At 70.6% G+C, this 26,405-nt stretch carries 26 protein-coding genes; 5 read left to right on the plus strand and 21 right to left on the minus strand.

Annotation, left to right across the window (positions count from 1 at the left end; genetic code table 11):
* The first annotated feature begins 33 nt into the window (after positions 1-33).
* Entirely contained in the window at positions 34-2,673 is a 2,640-nt protein-coding gene (alaS, locus tag ACR4XJ_RS05635) for an alanine--tRNA ligase (protein WP_434754283.1), read from the plus strand.
* A gap of 306 nt (positions 2,674-2,979) precedes the next feature.
* Here alaS and ACR4XJ_RS05640 read toward each other — a convergent pair whose 3' ends face one another.
* The 17 genes from ACR4XJ_RS05640 to ACR4XJ_RS05720 all read right to left on the minus strand — a co-directional run bounded on the left by ACR4XJ_RS05640 (position 2,980) and on the right by ACR4XJ_RS05720 (position 19,093).
* Complete coding sequence (locus ACR4XJ_RS05640; protein WP_434754284.1) at positions 2,980-4,245, minus strand: GAK system CofD-like protein; 1,266 nt, start codon at positions 4,243-4,245, stop codon at positions 2,980-2,982.
* Complete coding sequence (locus ACR4XJ_RS05645) at positions 4,235-4,537, minus strand: hypothetical protein (protein ID WP_434754285.1); 303 nt, start codon at positions 4,535-4,537, stop codon at positions 4,235-4,237. The genes ACR4XJ_RS05640 and ACR4XJ_RS05645 overlap by 11 nt, the downstream gene beginning before the upstream one ends.
* 191 nt (positions 4,538-4,728) lie before the next feature.
* A complete protein-coding gene (phoU, locus tag ACR4XJ_RS05650; RefSeq protein WP_434754286.1) occupies positions 4,729-5,409 on the minus strand; it encodes a phosphate signaling complex protein PhoU in 681 nt (226 codons plus the stop codon).
* A 277-nt stretch (positions 5,410-5,686) separates the two neighbouring features.
* Positions 5,687-6,454 carry a phosphate ABC transporter ATP-binding protein PstB gene (pstB, locus tag ACR4XJ_RS05655; RefSeq protein WP_434754287.1) on the minus strand — a complete coding sequence of 256 codons (768 nt, stop codon included), beginning with the start codon at positions 6,452-6,454 and terminating at the stop codon, positions 5,687-5,689.
* Positions 6,455-6,613: 159 nt separating this feature from the next.
* Positions 6,614-7,306, minus strand: coding sequence for a response regulator (locus tag ACR4XJ_RS05660; RefSeq protein ID WP_035065555.1), 693 nt, complete (start codon positions 7,304-7,306; stop codon positions 6,614-6,616).
* Positions 7,307-7,569: 263 nt separating this feature from the next.
* Positions 7,570-8,175 (minus strand): 3'-5' exonuclease, encoded by a 606-nt coding sequence (locus ACR4XJ_RS05665; RefSeq protein WP_333506862.1) that lies wholly within the window; start codon positions 8,173-8,175, stop codon positions 7,570-7,572.
* 194 nt (positions 8,176-8,369) lie between these two features.
* Positions 8,370-9,767, minus strand: coding sequence for a 4Fe-4S binding protein (locus tag ACR4XJ_RS05670; RefSeq protein WP_434754288.1), 1,398 nt, complete (start codon positions 9,765-9,767; stop codon positions 8,370-8,372).
* Positions 9,768-9,785: 18 nt separating this feature from the next.
* Complete coding sequence (locus ACR4XJ_RS05675; protein WP_434754289.1) at positions 9,786-10,598, minus strand: 4Fe-4S dicluster domain-containing protein; 813 nt, start codon at positions 10,596-10,598, stop codon at positions 9,786-9,788.
* A gap of 129 nt (positions 10,599-10,727) precedes the next feature.
* A complete protein-coding gene (gene mnmE / locus ACR4XJ_RS05680) occupies positions 10,728-12,167 on the minus strand; it encodes a tRNA uridine-5-carboxymethylaminomethyl(34) synthesis GTPase MnmE (RefSeq protein WP_434754290.1) in 1,440 nt (479 codons plus the stop codon).
* Between the two features lie 191 nt (positions 12,168-12,358).
* Positions 12,359-13,693, minus strand: a complete 1,335-nt coding sequence (locus ACR4XJ_RS05685) for a Jag N-terminal domain-containing protein (protein ID WP_434754291.1) — start codon at positions 13,691-13,693, stop codon at positions 12,359-12,361.
* Positions 13,694-13,850: 157 nt separating this feature from the next.
* A complete protein-coding gene (gene yidC, locus ACR4XJ_RS05690; protein WP_434754292.1) occupies positions 13,851-15,449 on the minus strand; it encodes a membrane protein insertase YidC in 1,599 nt (532 codons plus the stop codon).
* The gene (yidD, locus tag ACR4XJ_RS05695; RefSeq protein ID WP_434754293.1) at positions 15,439-15,756 is read right to left on the minus strand and encodes a membrane protein insertion efficiency factor YidD; all 318 of its coding nucleotides are present in this window, start codon (positions 15,754-15,756) and stop codon (positions 15,439-15,441) included. The genes yidC and yidD overlap by 11 nt, the downstream gene beginning before the upstream one ends.
* Positions 15,753-16,310, minus strand: coding sequence for a ribonuclease P protein component (gene rnpA / locus ACR4XJ_RS05700; RefSeq protein WP_434754320.1), 558 nt, complete (start codon positions 16,308-16,310; stop codon positions 15,753-15,755). Before rnpA ends, yidD begins: the two co-directional genes overlap by 4 nt.
* Entirely contained in the window at positions 16,298-16,435 is a 138-nt protein-coding gene (gene rpmH / locus ACR4XJ_RS05705; protein ID WP_333506890.1) for a 50S ribosomal protein L34, read from the minus strand. Before rpmH ends, rnpA begins: the two co-directional genes overlap by 13 nt.
* Before the next feature lie 298 nt (positions 16,436-16,733).
* On the minus strand, positions 16,734-17,783 hold the full coding sequence (locus tag ACR4XJ_RS05710) for a FlgO family outer membrane protein (protein WP_434754294.1): 1,050 nt from the start codon (positions 17,781-17,783) through the stop codon (positions 16,734-16,736).
* An 86-nt stretch (positions 17,784-17,869) separates the two neighbouring features.
* Positions 17,870-18,499, minus strand: coding sequence for a hypothetical protein (locus ACR4XJ_RS05715; RefSeq protein WP_434754295.1), 630 nt, complete (start codon positions 18,497-18,499; stop codon positions 17,870-17,872).
* A gap of 129 nt (positions 18,500-18,628) precedes the next feature.
* Entirely contained in the window at positions 18,629-19,093 is a 465-nt protein-coding gene (locus ACR4XJ_RS05720; RefSeq protein WP_434754296.1) for an Hpt domain-containing protein, read from the minus strand.
* Positions 19,094-19,284: 191 nt separating this feature from the next.
* On the opposite strand from ACR4XJ_RS05720, the gene ACR4XJ_RS05725 reads away from it, so the two are divergent.
* Positions 19,285-20,046, plus strand: a complete 762-nt coding sequence (locus ACR4XJ_RS05725; protein WP_434754297.1) for a hypothetical protein — start codon at positions 19,285-19,287, stop codon at positions 20,044-20,046.
* Positions 20,047-20,190: 144 nt separating this feature from the next.
* Entirely contained in the window at positions 20,191-20,820 is a 630-nt protein-coding gene (locus ACR4XJ_RS05730) for a hypothetical protein (RefSeq protein ID WP_434754298.1), read from the plus strand.
* A 56-nt stretch (positions 20,821-20,876) separates the two neighbouring features.
* Here ACR4XJ_RS05730 and ACR4XJ_RS05735 read toward each other — a convergent pair whose 3' ends face one another.
* The 4 genes from ACR4XJ_RS05735 to ACR4XJ_RS05750 all read right to left on the minus strand — a co-directional run bounded on the left by ACR4XJ_RS05735 (position 20,877) and on the right by ACR4XJ_RS05750 (position 24,729).
* On the minus strand, positions 20,877-21,830 hold the full coding sequence (locus ACR4XJ_RS05735) for a deoxyribonuclease IV (RefSeq protein WP_434754299.1): 954 nt from the start codon (positions 21,828-21,830) through the stop codon (positions 20,877-20,879).
* Positions 21,831-22,313: 483 nt separating this feature from the next.
* On the minus strand, positions 22,314-23,360 hold the full coding sequence (locus tag ACR4XJ_RS05740; RefSeq protein WP_434754300.1) for a glucokinase: 1,047 nt from the start codon (positions 23,358-23,360) through the stop codon (positions 22,314-22,316).
* Between the two features lie 51 nt (positions 23,361-23,411).
* Positions 23,412-23,753: a PilZ domain-containing protein gene (locus tag ACR4XJ_RS05745; RefSeq protein WP_434754301.1), complete on the minus strand. Its 342-nt coding sequence runs from the start codon at positions 23,751-23,753 to the stop codon at positions 23,412-23,414.
* Between the two features lie 196 nt (positions 23,754-23,949).
* A complete protein-coding gene (locus ACR4XJ_RS05750; protein WP_434754302.1) occupies positions 23,950-24,729 on the minus strand; it encodes a hypothetical protein in 780 nt (259 codons plus the stop codon).
* Positions 24,730-24,885: 156 nt separating this feature from the next.
* On the opposite strand from ACR4XJ_RS05750, the gene ACR4XJ_RS05755 reads away from it, so the two are divergent.
* Both ACR4XJ_RS05755 and thpR read left to right on the plus strand, forming a co-directional pair.
* Complete coding sequence (locus ACR4XJ_RS05755; protein WP_434754303.1) at positions 24,886-25,518, plus strand: CinA family protein; 633 nt, start codon at positions 24,886-24,888, stop codon at positions 25,516-25,518.
* Positions 25,515-26,285, plus strand: a complete 771-nt coding sequence (gene thpR, locus ACR4XJ_RS05760) for an RNA 2',3'-cyclic phosphodiesterase (RefSeq protein WP_434754304.1) — start codon at positions 25,515-25,517, stop codon at positions 26,283-26,285. Before ACR4XJ_RS05755 ends, thpR begins: the two co-directional genes overlap by 4 nt.
* Positions 26,286-26,405: the final 120 nt, after the last annotated feature.

The raw sequence follows: 26,405 nt of genomic DNA on the forward strand, positions 1-26,405 counted from the left end.
GCGACGCCATACGTTCCGCACAGGAGACACCCAGTGATAACCGCCAACGAAATCCGGCGCCGGTTCCTTGAATTCTTCCGGTCCCAGGGCCACGAGATCGTGCGCTCCTCTTCCCTCGTGCCCAAGGACGACCCCTCGCTGCTGTTCACCAACGCGGGGATGGTGCAGTTCAAGAAGATCTTCCTGGGCCAGGAAAAACGCGGCTACGTGCGGGCCACCACCTCGCAGAAGTGCCTGCGCGTGGGCGGCAAGCACAACGACCTCGAAAACGTGGGCCGCACCGCGCGCCACCACACCTTCTTCGAAATGCTGGGCAACTTCTCGTTCGGCGACTACTTCAAGGAAGACGCCATCAAGTTCGCCTGGAAGTTCCTGACCGAAGACCTCAAGCTGCCCAAGGAACGCCTGTACGCCACCGTGTTCCGCGACGACGACGAGGCGCGCGACCTGTGGCTTGCGCACACCGACATCCCGGCCGAACGCATCTACCGCATGGGCGAAAAGGACAACTTCTGGTCCATGGGCGATACCGGCCCCTGCGGCCCGTGCTCGGAAATCCTCATCGACCAGGGCGAGCACATGACCTGCGGGCCGGACTGCGGCATCGGCAAGTGCGACTGCGACCGGTACCTGGAAATCTGGAACCTGGTGTTCATGCAGTACGACCAGGCCGCCGACGGCACCCGCACCGCGCTGCCCAAGCCCTCCATCGACACGGGCATGGGTCTGGAGCGCATCGCCGCCGTGTGCCAGGGCGTGTACTCCAACTTCGATACCGACCTGTTCCAGGCCATCATCCAGTACACCTGCGAAATCGCCGGGGTGTCCTACCGCGCCAACGACGAAACCGACACCGCCCTGCGCGTCATCGCCGACCACAGCCGTTCGGTGGCGTTCATGATCACCGACGGCATCCTGCCCTCCAACGAGGGGCGCGGGTACGTGCTGCGCCGCCTGATCCGCCGCGCCTACCGCTTCGGGCGGCTCATCGGGCAGACCGGCACCTTCCTGCACAAGACCGCCCTGAAGGTGGTCGAGGTGATGGGCGACGACTACCCCGAACTGCGCGGCAACGCCGACTTCATGGCCCGCGTGGTGCGCGAGGAGGAAGAGCGCTTCAACCGCACCCTGGACAAGGGTCTGGCCCTGCTGGAGGAAGAACTGGAAAGCCTGCGCGGCGCGGGCAGCGCCCGCGTGGCGGGCGACGTGGCCTTCAGGCTGTACGACACCTACGGCTTTCCGCTGGACATCGTGAACGACATCGCGGAAAAGCGCGGCTTCACGGTGGACGAGGACGGCTTCCGCGCGCTGATGGCCGAACAGAAGGAACGCGCCAAGGCCGCCTGGAAGGGGTCGGGCGAATCGGACATCGCCTCGCGCTTCCACGCCCTGCTCGAAGAGGGCTTGCGTTCCGAATTCATCGGCTACGAGCACCTCGCGGGCGACAGCCGCGTGGTGGCCCTGCTGGACGCCTCGGGCCTGCCCAGCGAGGGGCTGCCCAAGGGCGCCAAGGGCTACGTGGTGACCACCCGCACCCCGTTCTACGGCGCGTCGGGCGGGCAAACGGGCGACCTCGGCTCCATCGCCTCGCCCTCGGGCAAGGCCCGCGTGCTGGACACCCTGAAGCCCTCGCCCGAACTCACGGTGCACCAGATCGAAACCGTGGACGGCGAACTGCTGCCTGACCAGGAAGTGCACCTGCAAGTGGAAGAGGACGAGCGCGTGGCCTCGGCCCGCAACCACACCTGTACCCACCTGCTGCACGCCGCCCTGCGCCGCGTGCTGGGCGACCACGTCAAGCAGGCCGGTTCGCTGGTGGCCCCGGACCGCCTGCGCTTCGACTTCACGCACATCGCGGCCATGACGCCGGAAGAAATCGCCGCCGTGGAGCGCGAGGTGAACCGGGTGATCCTGGCCGACCTGCCCCTGGAAACCGACCACATGGCCTACGACGCCGCGCTGAACCGGGGGGCCATGGCCCTGTTCGGCGAAAAGTACGGGGACGAGGTGCGCGTGGTGGCCATCGCCGACGAGTCGGTGGAACTGTGCGGCGGCACGCACCTGCGCGCCACCGGCCAGGCCGGGCTGTTCCTGATCCTGTCCGAGGGCGGCGTGGCCGCCGGGGTGCGCCGCATCGAGGCCATCACCGGCTGGAACGCCCTGCGCATGGTCATGGACCAGCGCGCCGAACTGGGCCAGGTGGCCGGGCTGCTGAAAGCCCGCCCCGGCGAGATCGTGCCCCGCGTGGAAGCCCTGCAAAAGGACGTGAAGGGCCTGCGCAAAGACCTGGAAAAGGCCAGCGCCCAGGCCACGTCCGGCCAGGGCCGCAACATCATGGACGAACTGGCCGAGATCAACGGCGTGAAGGTGCTGGCCGCCAGGGTGGACGTGCCCAACGTCAAGGCCCTGCGCGACCTGATGGACGACGTGCGCTCCAAGCTGCCCTCGGGCGTCGCCTGCCTGGCCGCCCCCGACGGCGACAAGGTGAGCCTGATCGTGGCCGTTTCCAAGGACCTGCACGACCGCTTCACCGCCCCGGCCCTGATCAAGGCCGTGGCGGCCGCCGTGGGCGGCTCCGGCGGCGGGCGGCCCGACATGGCCCAGGCCGGGGGCACCAACCCGGCGGGCATCGACGAGGCATTTGACATCCTGCGCAAGACCATCGCGGGATAGTGGCTGTCTCTAAATTGTCTTTTTGCCCGTTGGCTGACCGACCCGAAGGGCGCGAAGCGTGCCCGTTACGCGAGCTTGCGAGTGTTACGGGCATCGAGCGCAACGCGGTCAAACTTCGCCTGCCATATCGGTCGAATACGATAAGAGTATACTCCCTTATGGCAGGCTCGTTTTCCTTGCCAACGAACAAAAATCCTAATTTGGAGACCGCCCCTGGCTAGACGAAACACGACGCCCCCGCGTGCATGCACGCGGGGGCGTTTTCGTTCATCCGCCGGAAACCTCGAAGGCCAAAGCCCGAACCATCTATCCGTGCCGCCGCGCCAGGCGCGGCAGCAGGCCCGCCACGGCCTCGGCGTCGTGCCGCCCGGCCATGTCCACGGGTCGCGCACCGCCGGGCCGCGCCCGCACCACCGGCGCGTCCAGCAATTCCACGCCCAGCGCGCGCAGCCCTTCGTGGTCGATGCCGCCGGGGTAGACCCCGTTGCGGGTGTCCACCACCACCGTGCCCAGCAGACGGGCGGCGGGCACGTCCGCGCCCGCGTCGCGCCGCAGCGCGGCCAGCAGCGCGGCGGCGCAGTCGGCCACGGACAGGCCGAGTTGCTCGGGGTCCACGCCGCTGTTGGCCAGGTACACCTTGGGGCACGGCGCTTCGGCCACGGCGCGCCCTACTCCCTCCGGCAAAAGGTTGGCCAGCACGCTGGTGTAGAAGCTGCCCATGGGGAAACAGATCAGGTCCGCGTCCGCGATGTGCCGGGCGGCCACACCGGATACGGGCACGCGGGCCTCGGCGGGGTGGGCGGATGCGTTCGCACCGACACCCTGCCCGCGTTCCTTCCCCGTCGCATCGTCGTCCGCCTCCCCGCCCGCCCCTTCGCCCTCGGGCCGGGTGCGGGTCAGGAACAGGCGGCGCACCGGGACGGTGATGCCGGGCGCGCCCTTCCCGGTGATGCGGTGCTGCCCCAGCAGCACTGTGCCGTCGGCCAGTTCCGCCGCCAGGTGCAGGTCGTCGTCCACGATGGGCGCCACCGTGCCCCGTACCCGGAACAGGCGCGAGAACAGGTGCAGCACGGGCTCCAGCCCGCCGCCGTGGCGCAGGTAGCCCCCCGCCAGCAGCAGGTTGCCCAGGCACGCCCCGTGCGGGTCGAAGCCGGGCGGCGCGAATTCCAGGAACCAGCGCAGGTGCAGGCGCAACACGTCGGCCACCAGCGGGTCGATGCCGCGCCAGGCGGGGTCGCGCTCCGAGGCCAGGGCGTACAGCCGCTGCATCAGGGTGTCGTGTTCGCCGGCGTCGGCCAGGCGCAGGTCGCACAGGGCCACCAGCGGCGGGGTGGCCACGGCGGGGTCGGCCAGGGCCAGCAGCCGGTTGCGCAGGTCGCCCACGGCGGGCATGCGGATGTAGCGCCGCAGCACGGCCGTGCTGCCCCCGGAATCGAACGGGGTGACCAGGTGCACGGAATTGTGCGTATGAGGCGTCAGGGCGTGGCAGAGCGCCTTCAGCGCCGTGCCGCCGGTGAAGAAGACGATGCGCGGGCCACCCCCCGCTGCCGCCGCGTGGCGACTAGTCGTCATCCCCGTCGCTGCCATCGGAGTCACCGCCATCGGGGTCGCCGCCATCGCCGAATCCGGCGTCGTCACCCGCTTCGCCGGGCCGTTTGGGGAACTTCACCTTCACGCGGGCGCGCAGCCTGTCGCCGGTGCGCTTCAGCGAAATGCCGATGCTTTCGTAGCCGTCGATCTCTATGGACCGGCCTTCCAGGCTGATGACGCCGGTGGCCATCTGCTCGCCGATGCGGCGCACCAGGGCGGGGGCTTCTTCCGGGGTTATGGGGAACTGCACGGTGCGCTTGCCGTATTGGGTCATCGGATCTCCGGGGCGGCGCCGTGGTCGCGGCGCCGCGGATGGTTGGGATGGGGCCGCCGACCGCATCCGGCGGGCGGCGGGGCGTGCAGTTTACCGCAGCCGCCCGAGAATGCAAAGCGGGGCCGCCGTGTGGTGGCCCCGCCCGGATTGTCGGCATGACGGTGCGGCATCGCGCGGCGTTGCCCTGCGCGCTAGCCGCACGCACCGCCGGAATTGATCTGGAAACTGTGCTTGATGTTCAGCCCTTCCACGATGAACATCACCGTCTCGCCCACGTTGGTGGACAGGTCGCCCACCCGTTCCAGGCTGCGCGAAACCAGGATGGTGTGTACCGAGCGCTCCACGGCCGGGCTTTCGCGGCCCATGTAGTCCATGAGTTCGCGCAGCACCTGCACGTCCAACTGGTTGCAGCGCTTGTCCAGCAGGCGCAGTTCGCGGGCCAGCGCGGCGTCGCTTTCGCGGAAGGACATCACCGCCTTGCGGAACATGTCCACGGCGTGGGTGCCCAGTTCGTTCAGGCTGGGCATTTCCGGCAGCGGCGGCCGGGACGCCAGGAACATGGCCGCCTCGGCGATGTTCACGGCCTCGTCGCCCACCCGTTCCAGGTACATGCTGGCCCGCATGATGGCCACGATGATGCGCAGGTCCACGGCCATGGGCTGGTCCAGCGCCAGCAGCCGGAAGCTGAGTTCGTCGATCTCGCACTCTATGGTGTTGATCAGCTTGTCGCCCGCGATGACCGAGCGCGCGGCGTCGGCGTCGCGGTGCTGCAAGGCGCGCACGGCGGTTTCTATGGCCGTCTGCGAATGCGCGGCCATTTCCAGCACCTTCAGGCGAAGCTTCTGCAATTGCTGGTGAAAATGCGTTTCCACAGAACTCTCCTGGGGGAGTTGTCAAAGCAGGATTTTCGTTCGGCGGCAAGGAGAACAAGCCTGCCATGAGGGAGTGCGGCAGCCGTTAGGCGAGCTTGCGAGCCTTACGGATGGCGACCGCAACGCGTACTCTAGTTGTATTCGACCGATATGGCAGGCGAAGTTCGACCGCTCTGCGCTCGATGTCCGTAGGGCTCGCAAGCTCGCCCAACGGACACGCTTCGCGCCCTTCGGGTCGGTTAGCCCCCGGACGAAAGGACAATTTGAGAACTCCCCCCTACCCGAACCGGCCGGTGATGTAGTCTTCGGTCTGCTTGTTGCGCGGCCGGGTGAACATCATTTCCGTCGCGCCCCACTCCACCAGCTTCCCCATGTAGAAGAAGGCCGTCAGGTCCGAGACGCGGGCCGCCTGCTGCATGCTGTGGGTCACGATGATGATGGTGTAGTCCTTCTTCAGGATGTGGATGAGTTCCTCGATCTTCTGGGTGGCAATGGGGTCCAGCGCCGAGGCCGGTTCGTCCATCAGCAGCACCTCCGGCTCCACGGCCAGGGCCCGCGCGATGCACAGCCGCTGCTGCTGGCCGCCGGAAAGGCCCAGCCCCGATTCGTGCAGGCGGTCCTTCACCTCGTCCCACAGGGCGGCGTGGCGCAGGCTCTGCTCCACCTTTTCGGCGAGGTATTCCTTGTCGCGCACGCCGTTGACGCGCAGCCCGTAGGCCACGTTCTCGAAGATGGACTTGGGGAAGGGGTTGGGCTTCTGGAACACCATGCCCACGCGGCGGCGCAGTTCCACCACGTCCAGCCGGGGGTCGTGGATGTTCATCCCGTCGAGGAATATCTCGCCGTCCACGCGCGAGATGGGGATGAGGTCGTTCATGCGGTTCAGACACCGCAGGAAGGTGCTCTTGCCGCAGCCCGAAGGCCCGATGAGCGCGGTGACCTGGTTGCGTTCGAACTCCAGGTTGATGTCGTGCAGCGCCTGAAAGTCGCCGTAGTAGAAATTCAGCGACGCCGCGTGCATCTTCACGTTCTTGCTGTCTGGCATGTCTCGTTCCCGGCGGCGCGTGGCGCGCCGCGCGTTGGGGGCATTGGGGCGTTGGGCGAAAGAGGGCCATGCCGCCGTGCGGGGCGGTGTGCCGGTGCCGTGGCGGCGCATGGCCGCCGCGCGGTTCGCGGCCGTGGCGCGGGTCGACGAAACCGGGGGCTACTGTTCCTTGAAGCGGTACCCCACGCCCCGGATGGTCTCGATCATGGCCGCGTAGCCGCCGATCTTCTGGCGCAGCCGGCGCACGTGGGTGTCCACCGTGCGGGCGTACCCCTCGAACTCGTAGCCCCACACCGTGTTCAGCAACTGGTCGCGGGTGCGCACGCGGCCCCGGTTGCGCACCAGTTCCGCCAGCAGGCGGAATTCGGTGGCGGTAAGGGCGGCTTCCTCGCCGTCCACCTCCACCCGGTGCGCGTCCAGGTCCAGGGCCAGGCCGTCGATCTGCCACTGCGAGCGCTGGGGGTTTTCCGCCACGCCCTGCGCGCGCTTGAGCACCGCGCGGATGCGCAGCACCAGTTCGCGCGGGCTGAAGGGCTTGACCACGTAGTCGTCCGCGCCCAGTTCCAGACCCACGATGCGGTCCACTTCCTCGCCGCGCGCGGTGAGCATGATCACCGGCACGTCTTCCGTCTCCGGCAGGCGCTTCAGTTCGCGGCACACGTCAAGGCCGCTCATGCCGGGCAGCATCAGGTCGAGCAGGACCAGCGCGGGCTTCTGCCGCAGCGCGATGTCCAGCCCTTCGCGTCCCGTGGTGGCCGTGCGCACTTCGAACCCGGCGGATTCGAAGGTGAAGGTCAGCAACTGCAGGATGTCCTCGTCGTCTTCCACCACCAGAATGCGCTCTTTCGTCATGTGGTTCTCCTTGGCGCTTTCCTGCCCGAGAAGATGTGCGTCGCCGGTGACGGATGCGTGGTTGCACCGTTACAACGATGTGACATTTTTCCCCGGCACTGCCAAGGCGACAGGAATGGCCGGGATATGCCATGCGGCGCCACCACACGTGACGCGCTTTGGTGACGATGATGTGACGATGAAGGCGGTACGGAGAAAAAGCGGACGGAAACCGGGGCGTGCGGGGCGATACGGCGGGAAGGATGAATGCGGGACGAGGCGGGCTAGCGGCCGATAAGCCCCAGCCTGCGCATGCGCAGATGGATCTCGCGGCTCACCCAGGCGTCGGTGGCGGCATACAGCACCTGCTGGGGGGCCAGTTCGCGGTTGCTCCAGTTGGAACACTGGGCGCCCTTGGAGATGCGCACTTCCAGGAAGTTGGCGGCAAGGTTGCGCAGGCCGTGCGTCTCAAGGCCCAGGTCGCGCGCCACCTCGCCCAGGTCCACCACGCCCGCGTCGTTGAAGGCGAACAGCTTCTGCAGGTCGCGGATGTCGTCGCGCACGGCCACGCCGGTCTTGACGATGTCCGCGTCGGACAGCACCGAGGCCAGGGCCTCGCCGAAGGGCAGCCAGTTGAGCTGGAACAGGTAGACCACGTCGCTGCAGGCAAGCTGCACCAGCGACGGCAGATTGATCTTGCCCTTGCGGAAGGTGGGCCGGGTTTCGGTGTCGAAGCCCAGCACATCTTCGTCGCGCAGACGGTCAATGGCGTCCGCGAGCTCTTCCTCGCTGCGGACGATGCGGATTTCACCCGCATACCGCTCGAGAGGCAGCTCGTTGATCTCGTCCTTGCTGATCTTACGCCGATACCGTTCGGGAATCTTCTTCATCAGGTGGCACTCGAGAAGGCGCGGTCCACGGAGCCGGAGATGCGACGAACCGGCGGCGCGGGATGCTGAAAGGCACGAAGCGCGCGGTGGCTCCGGCGGCGGCATTCATACATGATGGGCCGGATTACGTAAACCCCCGGTGGCCGGTATGCCCGGTTGTGGCGGGTTCGGGCCGGTCACGGCCAAGCGCGCCGCTACATGCGGGCCACGTTCAGGAACACCGCGTGCAGCACGGCCGCCAGCACGGCGAACGCGCGCCACGCCACCGCCGGGGAGACGCCCGGCAGGGTCAGCCGCATGGCCCCGTGGCGGCACGCGCCGATGCAGTCGCGGCACAGGGTGCAGGACAGGGCGGGCCGCCCGGCCTCCAGCCGCCGCGCGTCCAGCGCGTTGTACCGGCACACGGCCAGGCACGCCCCGCAGCGGGTGCAGCCCGGCCCCACGCGCAGCCGCCACGGCGCAATGCGCCCCAGCAGATTGCCCACGGCCCCCATGGGGCAGAAGGCGGTGCAGTGCACCATCATGCCCCGGCGCGAACTCAGCCCCGCCATCACCGCCACCCCGGCCAGCCCGAACAGCCCGGCCGCCGTGGCGGCCACGCCCACGGGCACCCCAGCCCGGCCCATGGCCCATGCGGCGGCAAACACCGTGGCGGCCAGGCACCAGCGCAGCGCCACGGCCCAGCGCGGCAACGGCGCGGGCCCCCTGCCCTTTCGCGGCTTCACGCCCTGGCCGCCCTTCTTCGCGGCGGCCCCGCGCAGGCGCGAACAGGCGTCGTCCCACGCGCCGATGTAGCACAGGTGGCTGCACCACGCGGGCCCCAGCAGCAGCACCGAGACGCCGAACAGCACCAGCATGAACAGGCCCTCGCCCCGGAACAGCGGACCAGCCAGGATCAGCGCGGGCACCGGCAGGTGCAGCGCCCCGGTCATCAGCAGACGGTGCGCGCCCAGCAGCCCCAGGGCCAGTTGCCCGAAGAACACGGCGGAAAACAGCGCCCACAGGCGCGGACGCGCCTTGCGCGCCCGCACGGGGTCCAGCAGCAGCCCGGCCACCCACGCGGCGTACACCCCGGCCAGAACGATCTGGAGCGGCCCGGAGCCGGGCAGGAAGCGGTCGGACAGCAGCAGTACGATGCTGGCAGTACGCTGGCGGGCCAGCCACAGCAGCCCTGCGGCCAGCAGGAAGGCCACGGCCCGGGGCCACGCGGTGTCCGTGCCGAGATGATGGCGCTGGCGCCCCGCCTCGCCCGCCAGCCGCCACCAGGCGGCCATGGCCAGGCCGGTGACCGCCGCCATGATGGCCGCAAGGCGCAGCCAGTCCATGCCGAAGGCCATGCGGAAACGCACCAGATCCACGCCCGTGGATGCCCAGAACAGCCCGCCGCCGAACAGCGCCGCCATGGCCACCAGCCGCGCCCAGGCCAGGCTGGTGCAGGACAGGCCCGCCATCACGCCCCAGGCCGCCGCCATGCCCCAGTCTCCGGAGCGCACCGCGTGGGCCGCCAGCAGGGCGAAGGACAGCAGGCAGGGGACGGTCACGGACCAGAACGCGCCACGCGGGCGGCGGGATTCGGGAAGGTCGCTGGCCATGCGCGGTGGAAATGGATGTTACGGGGTTGCGCCCGGTGCGCCCTCCCCTTCACCGGTTTCCGGGTCCGGGGCGTCGAAGCGCACGGGGGCCATCTTTTCGGGGGCGCGCACCGGCCCCGGCAAGGTGCCCGCAAGACGCGCCGCCGTGGCGGGGTCGGAGGCCACCAGGTCGCCGAAGCGCAGGTGCAGCCGGTATTCGCGCATGTACCACGCCAGCGCGTTGCGCAGGGCGCGCACCACGCCGTCGTCGTCCAGCAGGTGCGACTGGCCGGGGAAGCCGGAGGCGCCGGGCACCTCGTCCAGCCCTTCCAGTTCGGTGGCCAGCCGGGGGCGACGGCCCAGGCGGCCGCCCACCACCACCCGCCAGCCCTCGCGGGCCACGGGCAGGGCCTTTTCCGGGCAGCGCTTGATGCACAGCCCGCAGGAAAGACAGTTCTCGGGGTGCAGGCGCGGCCCGTTCTCGTCCTCCGCTCCCAGAGTCATGGCGTGGTCGGGGCACAGCCGTTCGCACAGCCCGCAGCGGGTGCAGGCGTCGGAGGCGCGGCCCGGCGTCCAGGCCCTGATGATGCCCACGTCCGCGATGTGCGGGCGCGAGCAGCCGTTGGGACACGCGGACACCGCCACGCGGAAGGCGTGATGGTGCAGAATGGGGCCGCGCACCACGTCACGCAGGAATTCCGGCCAGCCGCTTTCGGCCACCACCCGTTCCAGCCGGGCCAGAAAGCCCTCCGGCACGGGCAAGGAAAAACGGCAGGTGCCCCCGCGAGAGGAGGAGACGGTCGTGCCGCGGCAACCGTTGACGATGAAGGGAGAGGGAGCGCGATCGGACATGGTACTCCTGTGGCGTGTCCGCCGTGCGTGCACCATGGCACGGCGGCGGGTTCCGGTCAGTGACGCAGGTCACAACGAAAGGGAAGGCCAGGCCCGCGTGCGCGTGGTTTCGCAACGGGCGGATTTCGCCTACTTCCCGATGCAGAACGAAGAAAAGATATGCTCCAACACCTCGGCGGGGGTGGTCTCGCCGGTGATTTCGGACAGCACGGCGCAGGCGCCGTCAAGCCGCACCGAGCACAGGTCGTACGGCACCCCGGCGCGGACGTCCGCCACCAGGGCCTCCAGTTCGTCCAGCGCCCGGCGCAGCACCTGGGCCTGCCGCAGGTTGGGGGCAAGATCGCCGGACTCCGGCTCGCCGCCAGCGCCCGTCGCATCCGGCGCGCCAAGCCCCGCCAGCACCATGGCCCGCGCGGCGGCGGCCAGTTCGTCCACCCCCTGCCCGCGCAGGGCGGACACGGCCACGCAGGGGCAGCCTTCCACCTCGGACGGCCATTGGACGGCGGCCGCCCCCTCCGTGAATTCCGCGAGGTCGGTCTTGTTCAGCACCACCAGCATCGAGGTGGAATGCGCCGCGCCCGTATGCTGGTCGCGCACCTGGCGCAGCAGTTCGCGCTCGGCGTGGCCCAGCCCGGCGGCGGCGTCCACCACCAGCAGGACCAGGTCGGCCTGGGCCACCAGGTCGCGGCTGATGCGCACGCCCTCCTGTTCCACGATGTCGCCGGTGTCGCGCAGGCCCGCCGTGTCCACCAGGCGCACTGGCAGCCCGGCCAGTTGCACCGGCTCTTCGATGAAGTCACGGGTGGTGCCGGGCATGTCGGTGACGATGGCCCGGCGGCGGCCCAGCAGGGCGTTCATCAGGCTGGACTTGCCCGCGTTGACGTGCCCGGCCAGCACCACCAGCGCCCCCTCCTGCCAGCAGCGGCCCCGCTCATGGGCCGCCAGCAGGCCGCGCACCCCGACGGCCACGGCGTCACATTCGGCCACGAAGGCATCCGGGGCAAGGCAGTCCACCTCGTCCTCGGGAAAATCCACGGCCACGCACACCTGCGCCCGCAGGTCCAGCAGCCGCGCCCGCAGGCCGGCAACCCGCGTCCCCAGCAGCCCCTGCAACCGGGCCTGGGCCAGGCGCAGCCCGCCCCGTGCGGGCGCGGCGATCATCTCGGCCACGGCCTCGGCCTGGGTCAGGTCCATGCGCCCGTTCAGAAAGGCCCGCCGGGTGAATTCGCCCCGCCCGGCCAGCCGCGCGCCTTGGGCGCAGGCCGCCTCCAGCACCGCCGCCAGCACGGCCGGGCCGCCGTGGCAGTGGATTTCGGCCACGTCCTCGCCGGTGAAGGTGCGCGGGCCGGGCATGGCCACGGCCAGCACGTCGTCCAGCGGCGCGCCGGATGCGTCGCACGCGCGGCCCCGGTGCAGCGTCCACGGCCGGAACCCGGAAAAACGCGGCGAAGCGGGCAGGAACAGCCGCCCCAGGATGGCATGGCTGTCCGGCCCGCTGATGCGGATGATGCCCACCCCCCCGTGACCGGGCGGGGTGGCGATGGCGGCGATGGTGCCTTCCTGCCGCATGACCTGCTCCCCGGCGCGATGCCCCGCCCGGACTCATGTCCCGGCGGGCGCGCGCCCTGACGGACGCGAACGGGGGAAACCCTGTGGGCCTCCCCCGCGACGCGATTCGACCATGTATGTTCCCGCCGCCCGCCGCAAACGGAATTTTCCGCCCGCGGCCCCCGGCGGCACTGCCGCCGGAGTCGGCCTGCTCAGCTTTTCTTCTTGCGCATGATGATCACGCGCTTCAGCGGGCCGTCGCCCTTGCTGCGGGTGACCACCTCTTCGTCGTCCTGCAATGTCACGTGCACCACCCGGCGGTGGTACGAACTGAGCGGACGGGTGGACTGCGGCTTGCCGGTGGCGCGCACCTTTTCGGCCAGGTGCAGGGCGATGTCGCGCAGTTTGTCGTCCTGCCGCTCGCGGTAGTCGCCGGAATCCAGCTGCACCCGCACCGACGCGCCGAGCTTGCGCGAGACGATGCGCGAGGCCAGATACTGCAACGCCGACAGGGTCTGCCCCTCGCGGCCGATGAGCAGCCCGGAATTCTCGCCGCAATCCACGGAAACGTTCACCCGGCCCTCGGCCAGTTCGACGGAAAAACCGGCTTCGCCGATGACCGGCGTGACCAGGCGTTCCATGACCTCCACGGCCACCTGCTTCACCTGCTCCTGGTCCAGCTGTTCCAGCGGGATTTCGGGCAGGCCGTCGCCGCCGTGCTCGTCGGCGTCGTCCAGCATGTCGGCGTCGGCGCTGGCCCGTTCAGGCCGTTCGATCCGTTCCGGCCTGTCCGGTCTGTCCGGCCTGCCTGGCCTGTCCGGTCTCTCCGGCCGTTCGCCGTTGCGGCGGGGTCCGCCCCGGCGGCCCGGCTGATCTGGCCGGTCTGGCTGGTCGGGCTGGTCCGGCTGCCCGTGGCCATCGCCCTCCTGCGCCTGGCGCGCGGGACGGGGCCCGCGTTGCGGCGACTGGGGACGCGGCGGCTGGGGGCGCGGCGAACGGGAAGACCTGCCGCCCGGACGGGATTCGTCGGACGCTGCGCCTTCGGCGGACTGGGCATCCGCTTCGCGGGGCTGGCCGGGCCTGTCGGCCTGTTCGCCACGGGCCTCGCCGTCGCGGTCGCGCCTGCCACGGCCGCCACGGCGGCGGCGACGGCCGCTGCGCTCGCCTTCGGGCCTGCGCTCGTCGTCCTCGTCGCCGGATTCGGCGTCGTCGCGGGAATCGTCAGGGGCCTCGGCCACGGCCGGGGCGTCTTCGCCGCGTTCGTCGCGGGACTGCCCGGTGGGAGAAGCGTCCATGGCGTCGGCGCCGGGCGCAGCCGCCTCCTGCCGGGACACGCCCGCCGGAGAGGCAGACGGGGCCAACCGGCCGATCTGGGCGCGGCGGGCGCGGATCTTGGCCTTGCGCGCGCCCACGATGCCGAAGATGCCGGACTTGGCGTCCTGGACGATGTCTATCTCGAGCTTCTCGCGGGGGGCGTCGAAGTAGGAGCAAGCCTCGCGAATGGCATCGTCGAGGCTTTTCCCCTGGAACTCCTTGTATCCATCCATGCTGTCACCTCGAAAAGGGAGGGAGGGGAGGCGGAGCGGGAGGTGTCTTGCGGGCGGCTGGCCCGCCGCCGCATGCGCCCGTCATGCGGACGCGCACCCGGCGCGTGGCCGCCCTCCGCCCGCGCCTGGCGGACGGAGGGACGGCGCAAGCCACTTCCTATGCCTTGCGGAGCATCCACCACTGCTGCGCTATGGACAGCACGTTGTTGCACAGCCAGTACACCACGAGGCCCGACGGGAAGCTCAGGAACATGAAGGTGAACACCACGGGCATGAACATCATGATCTTGGCCTGGGTCGGATCGCCGGGGGCGGGCGTCAGCTTCTGCTGCAACAGCATGGTGGCGCCCATGACGATGGGGGTGATGTAGTACGGGTCCTTGGCCGAAAGGTCGGCCAGCCAGACCATGTCGGTGAACGGAAGATGCGTGATGAACGAGGCGTGGCGCAGTTCGATGGCGTTCAGCAGCGCCTGGTACAGGCCGAAGAAGACGGGAATCTGCACCAGCATGGGCAGGCAGCCGCCCGCAGGATTGACCTTGTAGGTCTTGTACAGGCGCATCATCTCTTCGTTCATCTTTTCGCGGTCGTCACCGTGCTTTTCGCGCAGCTTCTGGAGCATGGGCTGGAGCTTCTTCATCTGCTCCATGGACTTGTAGCTCTTGTGCGAAAGCGGCCAGAACACCAGCTTGATGACCACGGTAAGCAGGATGATGGCCACGCCGTAGTTGCCCACGTACTTGTGGAAGAACACCAGCATGTCCACCAGCGGGCGGGCGATGACGCTGAACCAGCCGAGGTTGATGGCCTCGGACAGGTGGTTGGGCGCGTCCTTCAGCAGTTCGCGTTCCTTGGGGCCGAACCAGTAGTTGCACGCGGCGGAGGTTTCGCCGCCGGCGGGGATGGACACGTCGCCGCGTTCCATGGCCACGCGGTACACGCCTTCCTGCAGCTTGCCCTTCATGGTCACGCCGGTGGTGTCGACCGGGGCCGCCGCCACCAGGAAGTAGTTGCTCATCACCGCGCCCCAGCTCAGGGCGCCGGTCTGCTGCACGCCCTTCTCGAGGTCGGAGGCGCTGGTCTTTTCGTCGAAGGAGCCGTCGTGCAGCCAGGCCACGCGGGTGTGGTCGTACTGGCCGCCGTTGGGCGACAGGTTGCCCGCGCCCACGGTGAAGCCCACGCGCACGGTGCGCGCCTCGGCCAGCGGGGCCAGGCGCACCGTTTCGGAAATCAGGTAGGTGTCGGCGTTGAAGGTCAGTTCGCGCACCACGCGCACGCCGTCCACCTCGCCGGTGAAGGTCAGCACGCCGGACTGCCCGGCGGCCAGCGACATGTCGCCGCCCTCGAAGGACCACTGGCCGGTGCTCCACGAGGGCTGGCCGTTGATCAGCAGGCCCAGGGGCGACATGACCGTGGAGGCGGTGTCCACCAGGTCCACGGCCGGGGCGCCGGTGGTGATAGCCGCCCGGTAGCGGGTGAGGCTGAAATGCTTCAGCACGCCGCCGCCGGAATGCAGCACGGCCTTGTACAGCGGCGTGGTCACCGTCACCTCGCGTCCCGGGGACGGCAGGAAGACGGGGGCATCGGCGCGGGGGGCGGGTGCGGGGACCTGCTCGGCCGCCTGCGGGGCGGCCTGTTCCTGCTGGGTCTGAGGAACGGGCTGGCCGTTCCAGCCCATGTGCTCGGCAAGGTAGCTCCAGCCCAGCATGACAACCAGGCTCAAGGTGACGGCAATGATGACGCGCTTACTTTCCATGGGAGATCGACAGCTCCTGTGCTGTTGCATGTCTGGCTGTTGCGGTGGCGGAAGCGCCGGGGGCAACGCGTCCGGAATGCCGGGGCGGGGGCACGGGATCATACCCGCCTGCGCACCACGGGTGGCAGCGCAGCAACCGCCGGCAGGCCAGCAGCAGGCCGCGCAGGACGCCGTGCGTCAGCACGGCCTCGGCGGCATAGGCGGAACAGGTCGGCACGTACCGGCAGGCGGGCGGAAGACAGGGCGAGATGAAGCGCTGGTAGCAGCGGATGGGCCACACGACCAGTTCGCGCGATAACGTGCTCATTGCGCTCCGGTTTCCGCCTCGCGGGCCGTGACCGGCCGGGCCTCGTCGGTGGGGGTGGCGCCTGCGGCAGCCGTGCATGGCGCGGCTGTTCCGGGCCCGGAGGGCTCCGGTCCCGAAGGCTCCGGTCCGGAACCATCCGCCATGACTGCCTTTGGCCCGTGGGGGCCGGTGCGGTCGTCCGCGCCGTGGTGGGCGCGGAGTTCCGCCAGCAGGGGCAGAAGTTCCCGGGTGACGAGGGCGAGTGTGACCCGCTCGGGCTTGAGGTGGCGCTTGGGCACCGCGATGACGTCCACGCCATCGGGCAGTAAGGCGCGGTGGAGCCGGAAGAACTCGCGCAGCACCCGCTTTACGCGGTTGCGCCGCACGGCCGACCCCGTCTTCCTGGTAACGGCCAGCCCCAGGCGCCACCCTTCCGGGCTGGCCGTGCGATCCAGGTCGAACAGGACGAATAGAACGAAATGCTTGGAAAAGAGACGGCGTCCCTTGTCGTAGCAGGCCACGTAGTCGGGCCGCCGGACAAGCCGGTTACGCCGGGGAAAGACTAGAGAGCTAATCTTTTGCGCCCCTTGGCGCGGCGGCGGCGAATGATGGCGCGGCCGTTGGGGGTGCTCATGCGGACGCGGAAGCCGCAGGTACGCTTGCGGCGGATCTTGCTGGGCTGGTAGGTTCTCTTCGACATGGAATTTCTCCTTCAAAAAATATGAACGGACCTGTTTACCCGGTATGCAGGTCCGCGTCAAGCGGGGCCTGAGGCCGTCAGGAACGGCGCCGGACGGGGTGCGGCCCGCCTCCGGCACCGCAGACATAGGCTCTTCGGGCTTGGAATTCAAGTGAAATTGACACGCGCCCAGCCCCCACGGCCTTGCCGCGCCAGCCCTTCCGCCCCGCCGGGCTGGGGGGCGCACCATGCGCAAGGCCCGGCGCTGCGTACCGTGGGGCGCGCCGCCGGGCCTTGACGGATATTCCGGGGCCTGCCGTCAGGAAGCCCGCCACACCGGATCGGACTGTCCCGCCGGGGCCTGCCCCGATTGGGGCGTGCCTTGGGGGGCCGCCTGCGGCGCGGGGGCCGGAGCGGCCTTGGCCGCAGGCTTGACAGCCGCCCCCGCGACCGGCTTCTTCGCGGGCGCCTTGGCGGCGGGCTTTTTAGCCGCCTGCTTCTGGACCGATTGCTTTTGGGCCGGGGTCGCCTTCCTGGCCACCGGCTTGCCCGCCGTGGCGGAAGACCTGGACCCGATGGGCGGGAAATCCTTGAGCAGCGGCATGGCCGCCGGGTCCGTGGGCCCTGCGGAAACCGGAGGCGGAGCCACCGGGCGTCCGCCCGGCTGCCCCTGCACGGCGGACGTGGCCGGAGCCACCATGGCCCCCGCCGCGCCGGAAAACGCCTGTCGCCGCCCGGAATACTGGCTCCACGGGTCGCCCTGCCCGGCCATCAGCCTGCGCGTGTCGCCGCGCACCGGCAGGTGGTACTCGTAGGCGGCCATGACGGCGGCATCGTCCAGCCGCACCACGCGCAGCGAGACGTAGGCCGTGCCGCCCGCCAGCGAATAGGTGCCCACCAGGGCCGCCTGGGCGTCGTATTCCAACTGCATCAGCCGGGTGGCGTCGCGAGAGAGCAAAAATTCGCCCTGCGGCGAAAAGGTCATGGCCCGGCCCATGCGCGCCTCGATCACGCGGTAGCCGTGCTGCCCCAGGCGCGAGGCCACCTGCTGCATGGTCACCCGGCCGAAGGGGGTGCTGCGCTCCAGGTTGTCCACGTCGGCCAGGGTGGCCACCAGAATGGGGCTGCCCGTGCCCACGCGCGAGGCCATCACCGCGTGCAGCGCGTCGGCGGCGTAGGTGTTGGCGTTGAGCAGTTCCGACCCTTCCGGCGGGTTGACCAGCACGGCGTCCGGCGCGGCGGGCTGGCGTGCGGCCGCGCCCACGGGACCGGCGTCGGCCCAGGCCGGGGCGGCATGCAGCGCCAAGGCCAGCAGAATGGCGGGCAGCACGGCCCGGCAACGTTTCGGATATATGGCGGATGCGGACATGCGTCGCCTCCCGGTTTTCTTCTGTGATCGCGGGCCATCGAGCCCCGGCGTTCCGGCGGCCCGTGGTCCCGGCGGCTTTCCCCGGCCTATCTGTTCACCATGGGCACGCTGCGCGGCCGGAAGGGCCGCACGGTATGGCCGGACGCGTCGGGGTCCACGTACTTGCCCAGTTCGTCGCCGCGCACCACGAAGCCGTCGGCCGTGTGGATGACGTAGCGGTTGCCGTGCCACATGGTGGTGGTCAGCACCACTTCCCACTTGTCGTCGGGGCGGGTGTGCGCGGCGGCCACCGGCTGCTGCGCCCCCACGGGCACGGCGTGCACCGCGAAGTCCAGTTCCACGGAATCCGCCTCGGGCGCCAGGGAAACCTGCATCCCGCGCGAGACCAGTTCCGTGGCCAGCAGGTTCTGGTAGGCCAGCGCGAAGGGCCGCGCATTGGGCGGGGTGATGCGGATGGGCAGGGCCACCAAGTCACTGCGGTCGTCCAGGGCCTTGTATACCCGCAGGGCCGTGGCCGTGGCCATGCGGCTCCAGTCGCCGGGTTCGTCGAGGGAGCGCCCGGAACGGGTGTCGGCAAAGGGCTGGTCGGGCACGTTGCGCGGCGGCGGAGTGGCCACCGGGCCGCACAGGCCGACGGCGGGGCCGGACATGGCAAGAGCCACGGCCAGCAGCAGGGCGCGGGCGGCGGCGTGGAATGCACGGGAACGGCGAAGCATGGGGGTACCTTCCGCAAAGGGTCACGGCGGGGTGGGCGCACCCCGTCGGAAACCTCATCGGCCGGATGGCCTTTTGCTTTAGAGCGCCGGTTGCGGAGCGGGGGAACGTGCGGGGTCGGCGGCCCGGCGCTACTGCCCGAGCACGGCGGCAAGGCGCGCCAGGGCCGTGCGCAGATGGCTGACCGCAGCGGAGGCATCGCCGGGACGGACCTGCCCGTCCTCTTCGCCGTCCGGCTCTTCTTCCCGGCGCAGCAGCCACTCCAGCCGGCTGGCGGCAAAGCGCACCTCTTCGGCGCCCACATTGGCGGCCTCGCTCTTCAGCCGGTGGGCGTGCAGGCGCACGGCCACCGTGTCGCCCCTGCGCCAGGCCTCGGCCAGGGCGTCCAGCGCCCCGGCCACTTCCACGGTCATCAGCGCCAGCAACTGGTCGTAGCTTTCGGGGTCCAGTTCCAGGCGGCGCATGGCCCCGGACCGGTCAAGTACGGGATGGTCCGGCACGGCATGGTCCGGTACGGCATAGCCGCCGTCCTCGCGGGCGGCATCCGCCGGGCCGGAGCGGCCATTGGTCCTGGTGTTCGGATTTTCGTCCTTCATCCGTCTGCCCTTCTTCCTGAAGGTGATATCTCCAAGCAGATAGCCCCAACGGCGTGCGCAGGCAAGCAAAAGGCGACCGGTGCGTATGCCCGGCACCGAATCTGGTGGCACGATTTGACAGATCGCGCACTTGACGTTTGAATTTTGCGAAAAAAAGATGCATGGCAAGGGGGCAACACGCAGGAGGCCCCATGCAGTCCCAACAGACCAGGGTTCAGGCCCGCGCGCCTCGGCACGGCACGCCCACCATCCCCATGCGCACGCGATACGACGCCACGTCAGGCGCATGCCCCGCGCCCCTGACCGTGGTCCGGCGGGCCGCGCCGCTGCTCGCGGCCCTGCTCACGGGCGTAGTCCTGCTGTTGGGGCAGGCGCACCCTGCCCTCGCCCACCGGGTGAACATCTTCGCCTGGGCGGAAGGCGGGGCCATCCGCTGCGAAAGCTCGTTCAGCAGCGGCAACCCCGCCCGCGACGCCAAGGTCACCGCCACGCTGGCGGGCAGCGGCACGGTGATGGGCACCGCCGTCACCGACGCCAAGGGCCGCTGCGCCCTGCCCATCACCCCGGAACTGCGCGCCGCCAGGGCCGACCTGATCATCGAGGTGCAGGCGGGTGAAGGCCACCGCAACACCTGGACCATGCCTGCGGAGGAATACCTGGCCGCACCCCCCGGCACGTCCGCCGCCCCGGTCCGGGATGTCCCCGAGGCCGCCGCGCCCGCCCCTGCCGCCGCACCCCCCGCTGCCATCGCGCAATCCGGGGGCGCGGCAATCGACGAGGCCGCCCTGCGGCGCATCGTGGCCGAGGCCGTGGCCGAACAGGTGGCCCCGCTGCGCCATTCGCTGGCGGCCATGCAGTCCGGCGGGCCGCGCATGGCCGACGTGGCGGGCGGCATCGGGTACATCGTGGGGCTGGCGGGCATCGCCCTGTGGGCCCGTTCGCGCCGCCGCTGAAAACGCCCCCGGCGCTGCCCGGTGCGCCCCGGCCCGCAGTCCGGCCAGGCGCGCGCCGCCGGGTTGCGCTTGCCCGCGAAACCGCCTATGCACCTGCCGTTCGCGCCCAACCGCGCGCCACGCACCCTACCGCAGCGAGGCACCATGGCCGCCACCGACGCCAGGAAGCTGAAGAAACGCATCGCCGAGATCCGCCGCCGCAAGGCCGAGCGGAAGATGGACCCCTTTTCGCAACTCATCCACGACTTCTGCCGCCCGCTGCTGGCCGTGGCCGAGGAATTGAGCGGCCCGGAGAACGCCGTGAGCCTTGGCGTGTTCGCGTGGAACGCGGCCTTCCTGCCCGACGAGCGCTGGCGCGCCAACCTGCGCCTGTCGCTGGTGCGCTTCGACCTGACCGACGACACGCAGGAGGCGCTGGAAGGCATCGTGGAGGAGATGATCCGCCAGAAACGGCTGATGTTCCCGGACGACCGCCGGGTGGTGACGCGCTTCGACGTGACGGCGCGGGACGGCAAGGTGTTCGTGGAAGCCGCGCAGCGCACGGCCACCAGGGAACTGATGCCCCACCTGCGCCCGGAATACGCGGTCACCGCGCCCGGTACAGAGGACACCGGCGCGGGCTGTTCGGGATGCGCCTCGGCCGGGGTGGGGGGATGCCCGTCGGGCGCGGCGTGCCCCGGCTCGCTGCTGCCCGGCCAGGATGCGCCCCCGGTCCCCCAGGCAGACACGCCGGACGACGACACGGAGAACGGCGCCGACGACGGCGAGAGCTAGCCCGCCTTCCCGGCGCGGCCGCCCCCGCGTACCCATGGAGATCGGGGCTGCCGTCCCTATTCCCCCAAACCGTCCACGTCGCGCGCCGCCTCGGCCGGGTCGTCACCCGCCGCCAGGCGGAGCAGCACCCGCAGGTTGCGGCGGTCCTCGGCCAGATCCTTGCCCTTGTGCGTTTCCAGCACCATGGGGTGACCGGCAAAGCGCGGGTCGCGCACCAGCCGGGCGAACCCGGCCGCGCCCACGTGGCCCAGGCCGATATGCGCGTGCCGGTCGCTGCGTGCCCCGCACGGGGTGGCGCTGTCGTTGACGTGGAACAGCCGCACCCGCCCGAGACCCACCGCGCGGTCCACCTCCCCGGTCAGCCGCTCGTAGCCCTCCCGCGTGGCCAGGTCGTACCCGGCGGCGCAGGCGTGGGCCGTGTCGATGCACACCCCCAGCCGTTCGCGGGCCGGACAGGCATCCACGATGCGGCCCAGTTCCGCCATGTCGGCCCCCAGGCAGGTGCCCTGCCCGGCGGTGTTCTCCAGCAGCACGCCCACGCCCCCGGCATGGGGATGCAGGCGGTCCGCCGCGTCGAAGGCCGTGGCCAGCCGCGCGGCCACCCGGCGCACGCCGTTCTCCACAGATCGCCCATCGCTGCCGCTCGCCACGGATCGCCCGCCGCTGCCGCCCTCCAGATGCGCGCCCGGATGCAGCACCACCCACGGGATGCCCAGCAGGGCGCAACGCTCGATCTCGGCGGCCAACCCGTGCACCGAACGCAGCCCGGCATCCTCGTCCGGCGAGGCCAGGTTGAACAGGTACGAGGCGTGCGAGGCCACGAAGCCCCCGCCCCACTCCGCCACGGCAGCGCGGAAGCGTTCCGCGTCGCCGGGCGACGGCCGGAGCACCTCCCACCGCCGCTGGTTGGCGGTGAACACTTGCAGGGCCTGCGCCCCCACGGCCCGGGCGTGGTCCACCGCGCGCCACAGCCCCCAGGCCACGGACATGTGCGCTCCGAACAACGGCATCGGCCATCATCCCCGTATCGTTGAGTGTCGTCCGCAACTGTGCTGCGCGTGGCGCGGCTCGTACCGCCGCGCCTCCGTATCGTGCAGGTTCCCTTCATCGCATGCGGCTCTGTATGCCCGCACCGCCACGGCGCGGAAAACCCATAACATCGCGGGGCGGCATGCCCCCATATGGCACGGCCGCATCCCTGCATGATGGCATGGACCATGCGCTCCGCATGGGGGTCCCCTACCGCGTCCCCTACCGGTGAATTCAGCGTTCCACCCAATATCGTGCAGTGCATGCGCGTGCTAGACAGGCATCATCAAAGGGAGCCGCGAACTGCATCACTCCCTTCCCGAACATGCCCCCGGAACAGCCCCCGGAGACGGTACCCCCGCTTCTGCCACCGTCTTCGGGGGCACTTTATTGCCTGTCGCCTGCCCGCTTCCCGTCCGTCCGCCCGACGGTCCGGCAGTCCGGCAGTCCGGCGCGGGGCGGTGTCAGCGCACACCGGGAGCACAGGGGACACCATTCAGGGCTCCGTACAGGGCCGCGCCCAGCAGCCCGGCGTCGGGGCTGCGCACCAGGCGCACCGGCACCCTGCGCAGCAGGTCGGCGTGGGTGTCGCTTTGCCGGAAGGCTGCGGCGAAGGCGGGATGCGTCACCACCACGGGCACGGCGGCGGCCACCCCACCGGCGATGAACAGCCCGCCCAGGGCCAGGGTTTCCAGCACATAGTTGCGGCAGGCGCGGCCGTAGAACCGGGCGAACCATGACAGCACCTGTGACGATATCGGGGGCAGCACCTGGCCGGGGCCTTCATCGTTCCCGCAGCCTGAGGTCAGGCGGCCCGCCACCTCGGCCGGGTCCAGCCACTGCCCGGTGTGAAAGGCGTGCAGCAGGCGCAGGCCGGGTCCGGACACCACCAGGTCGCCGATGACCTCCCGCCCGGTGTGGGCGCGGATGAACGCGGCAAAGGCCATTTCCCGCTCGTCCGTGAAGGGGAACAGGGCGTGCCCCCCTTCCGAGGACAGGGCACGGGGCGGCGCGCAGGCATCGGACGGGGGCAGCAGCAGGCACTTGCCAAGGCCCGTGCCCGCGCCCACCACAGCCATGGCGGCCCCCGGCGCGGGGTCGCCGTCCAGCACCTCCAGCACGTCGAGCGCGGCCGGGCGCAGGCAGGCGTAGGCCTGGGCCACGAAATCGTTGATCAGCAGCACCGGCGGCAGGGGCGGCACATCCGGCGCGCGCAACGCCGGGTCGTCCAGGTCCACCGTCCAGGGGATGTTGGGCGGCGTGCAGCGGCGTCCGTCCCGCACCGGCCCGGCCACGGCCAGCACCAGCAGCGCCGGGAGCGCGAACAGCCCCGGCTCCGCGGCGGCGGCCCGGCGCAGCAGGTCCGGGAAGGACGCGGCAGCAGCCGTGGGCAGGCGCACCGCGCACAGGCGATCCCTCGGGCGCGGCACGTCGCCGCGCGCCAGCCCGTCCGTATCGTACAGGGCGAAGCGGCTGTTGGTGCCGCCTATGTCCGCCGCCAGCACGCGCATGCATTTTCTCCTTTCGCGCGGGCATGCCGCACGGGCCGGTCCGCACCGCCGCTAGGTCAGACCGGTCAACGCCCGCAGAAAGGCGCCAGCCTCTGGCGACACCGACGAAAAGCTGAGCCGCACGTCGTTGCCGGTACCGCGCACCACGCGGGCGGGCAGGCCCATTTCCTCGCCCCTGGGGTTCTGCACGAACAGCGTGCACACGGTGCCCTCGGGAAACTTGCCGCGCACGGCGCACCGCGCGCCGGTCAGGCTGACGTCCCAGGTCATCACCGAAAAACCGTACCCGGAAATCTCGATGCGCCCCTTGTACCGCCCGGCCACGCGGGCGGCGCGCCTGCGTTCGCCGCCCTGTTTGGCGGCGGGTGCGGCGTCCGGCTGTTTCTCTTCCATCCTCTGTTCCCCTCCTGCATGACATGTCCGCGTGCGGCCCCCTGCGCGCGGCGCGTCGTCTGATGTGCGTTGATCGGCATGGCCGCCCCATATCGGACCATGCGCGCAGTATCATTGAAATTCGCGTGTCCTGCGTCCTGTGCGGCCTGTCCACAGGTTCGGCATCAGAGAAGATGGAGCGCGGCAGGGAAAACCGTCACTCCTGGGCACGCTCCACGCGCGCCAGGGCTTCGGCCGCCCGGTCCCGCCGTTCGCGCCACACCCGCCTGGCAAAGGCCCGCAGGGTGCGCGCCGCAGCGTCGGGCGGCGGCAGTTCCGGTAGTTCCGGCAGACCCGGCAAGCCCTCGTCCAGACGCGGCAGGGCCAGCGTGGCGTCCAGCGCGCACGCGTAGCTTTCCATGCCGCTGCCCGCCACCCGCAGCTTTTCCTGCCCTTCCACGTCCAGCGACCGGGCCATGCCCAGCACGCACGAGGGCGAGTGGTCGCGGTTGGCCTTGTCCACCAGCTGATTGATCTCGGCGGCCCACTGGCGGTACCGCCGGTATCCCAGCCTGCGCACCTTGCCCGGCCGCCCCGGCACCGGGGATGCGGCGCCGTTGACGTAGTCGTCGAAGGCGCGCCAGGTGTCCTCGTACACCTCCTGCAACAGCTTTTCGTACAGGCCGCCACGGGTCCAGGCAAAGGGCAGGTCGCGGTGCGGGCAAGCGTCCGTGCCGACCGGCAGGCGCATGAAGTCCACGGGCACGCCCAGGGCGCGCCACAACTGTTCGGCCATGTCCGGCCCGGTAAGCAGGTCCGCCAGCCATCCGGCATGGCACAGGGCGCGCTGCCCGGCCCGGCGCAGGTCATCCTCGCGCGAGCGGAACAGCTCGGTCTCGTCGTCCACGGCCTTGCGGGCGGAAAAGAAGGTCTCGGCCATCTCGCTGAGCACTTCATCCTGCAAGGCCGAAACCATCTCCTCACGCTGGTCGGTCATCACGTCTCCATGGCTGCGGGTCGGCCACCAGAGTAGCAGCGCGGGCAGCCCGTAGCAAGCGCGCCACTTGCCGGACGGGTTTCCTCGGTGGTAGCCGGGCGGAAGGGGTGGCGCTTCCCGCGCCGTCCGCCTGCCCAAACCCGCAACGGAGGCCAGATGCCCGCCACACCGCACGGCGCGCCCCGTCCCCCTGCCCCATGCCGTGCCGCCCGGCCCGAAGCACCCGCCCCTCCTCCCTCCGCCCCCTCTCCCGCCCCCGCTCCCCCCCCCGCTCCCGCTGACGGCGCGCATGCGCGCATCCGGCTGCTGGGCCAGCGGCTGGCGGCCCTGAGGGCCACCCTGGCCACGGCGGAATCGTGCACCGGGGGGCTCATCGCCGCGCGCTGCACGGACGTGCCGGGCAGTTCCGCGTGGTTCACCGGGGGCGTGGTGGCCTATGCCAACGACGTGAAGCGCGACGTGCTGGGCGTGGACCCGGCCCTGCTGGCCGCCCACGGCGCGGTGAGCGAGCCGGTGGTGCGCGCCATGGCCGCCGGGGTGCGCCGCCTGACTGGCGCGCGCTTTGCCGTGGCCGTTTCCGGCGTGGCCGGTCCCGACGGCGGCACGCCGGAAAAGCCCGTGGGCACGGTGTGGATGGCCGTGGCCGACGGAGACCACGTGCAAGCCCTGCGCTTTCTGTTTTCCGGCGACCGGGCCGCCGTGCGGAACGCCACGGTGGACGCCGCCGTGGAGGCGCTGCTGGCCCTGTGCGACGGGCAGGCCATGCCGGGTGGAGGGAACGCGCCTTGAGCGGAGGCGAACAGACCGCGCCGCCGGGAGCCACGCAGGACGCGCCCGGCATGTTCCGCTGCTTCGTGGGGCTGCCGCTGCCCCCGGAATGGCAGGACCGGCTGGCCGCGCTGCGCGACGAACTGAGCGTGTCCGGTCACGCTTCCGGCGACGTTCGCGATCCGGCACTGACGGACCTGCTGCGCCGCCTGCGCTGGACGCCCCCCGGCAACTGGCACCTGACCCTGCGCTTTCTGGGCGGCGTGCCCGCCAGCCGCTGCGGCGAGGTGGCGGACGCACTGAAGGCCATCCCCTTCGCGCCGGTCTCGCTGGCCGTGGGCGGTGCGGGCGTGTTTCCCGCAAGGGGCGCGCCGCGCGTATTATGGCTGGGGCTGGCGCGGGGCGCTCGGGAATGCGCGGCCCTGGCCGGGGCGGTTGACGCGGCCCTGGTCCCGCTGGGGTTCGCGCCGGATGACCGCCCCTTTGCCCCGCACCTGACCCTGGCCCGGCTGCGCGAGGCGCACCGCCCCGACAGGCGCGAAAATGACCGGCAAAGAAACGACCATCAGCGACACGAACGGCGGGGCGGCGAATCGCCATCCCCGCCTTTCCCCCGTGCGGCATGGGAGGCACGCGACGCCCTGCTTGCCGCCGTCGATGCCCGCGTCTCCCGCTCCGCATCGCCGTGGCCCGGCTGCACCGTGCGCGACATGGTGCTGTGGCGCAGCGACCTTGGCGGCGCCCACCCGGTATACACCCCGCTGGCCGTACTGCCCGCGCGGACGTAGCGCGCATGCCGGACACCGTACGAATAAAAATCCACCGGCATAGCCGGTGGTATTTCATATGCGCCTGTAAGGCTCTGTTACCAGCAGCGCCCTAGCAGGCGCATATTTTTAGATCTGGCA

The organism is Nitratidesulfovibrio sp. D1 (assembly GCF_051133415.1).
GTDB lineage: Bacteria > Desulfobacterota > Desulfovibrionia > Desulfovibrionales > Desulfovibrionaceae > Cupidesulfovibrio.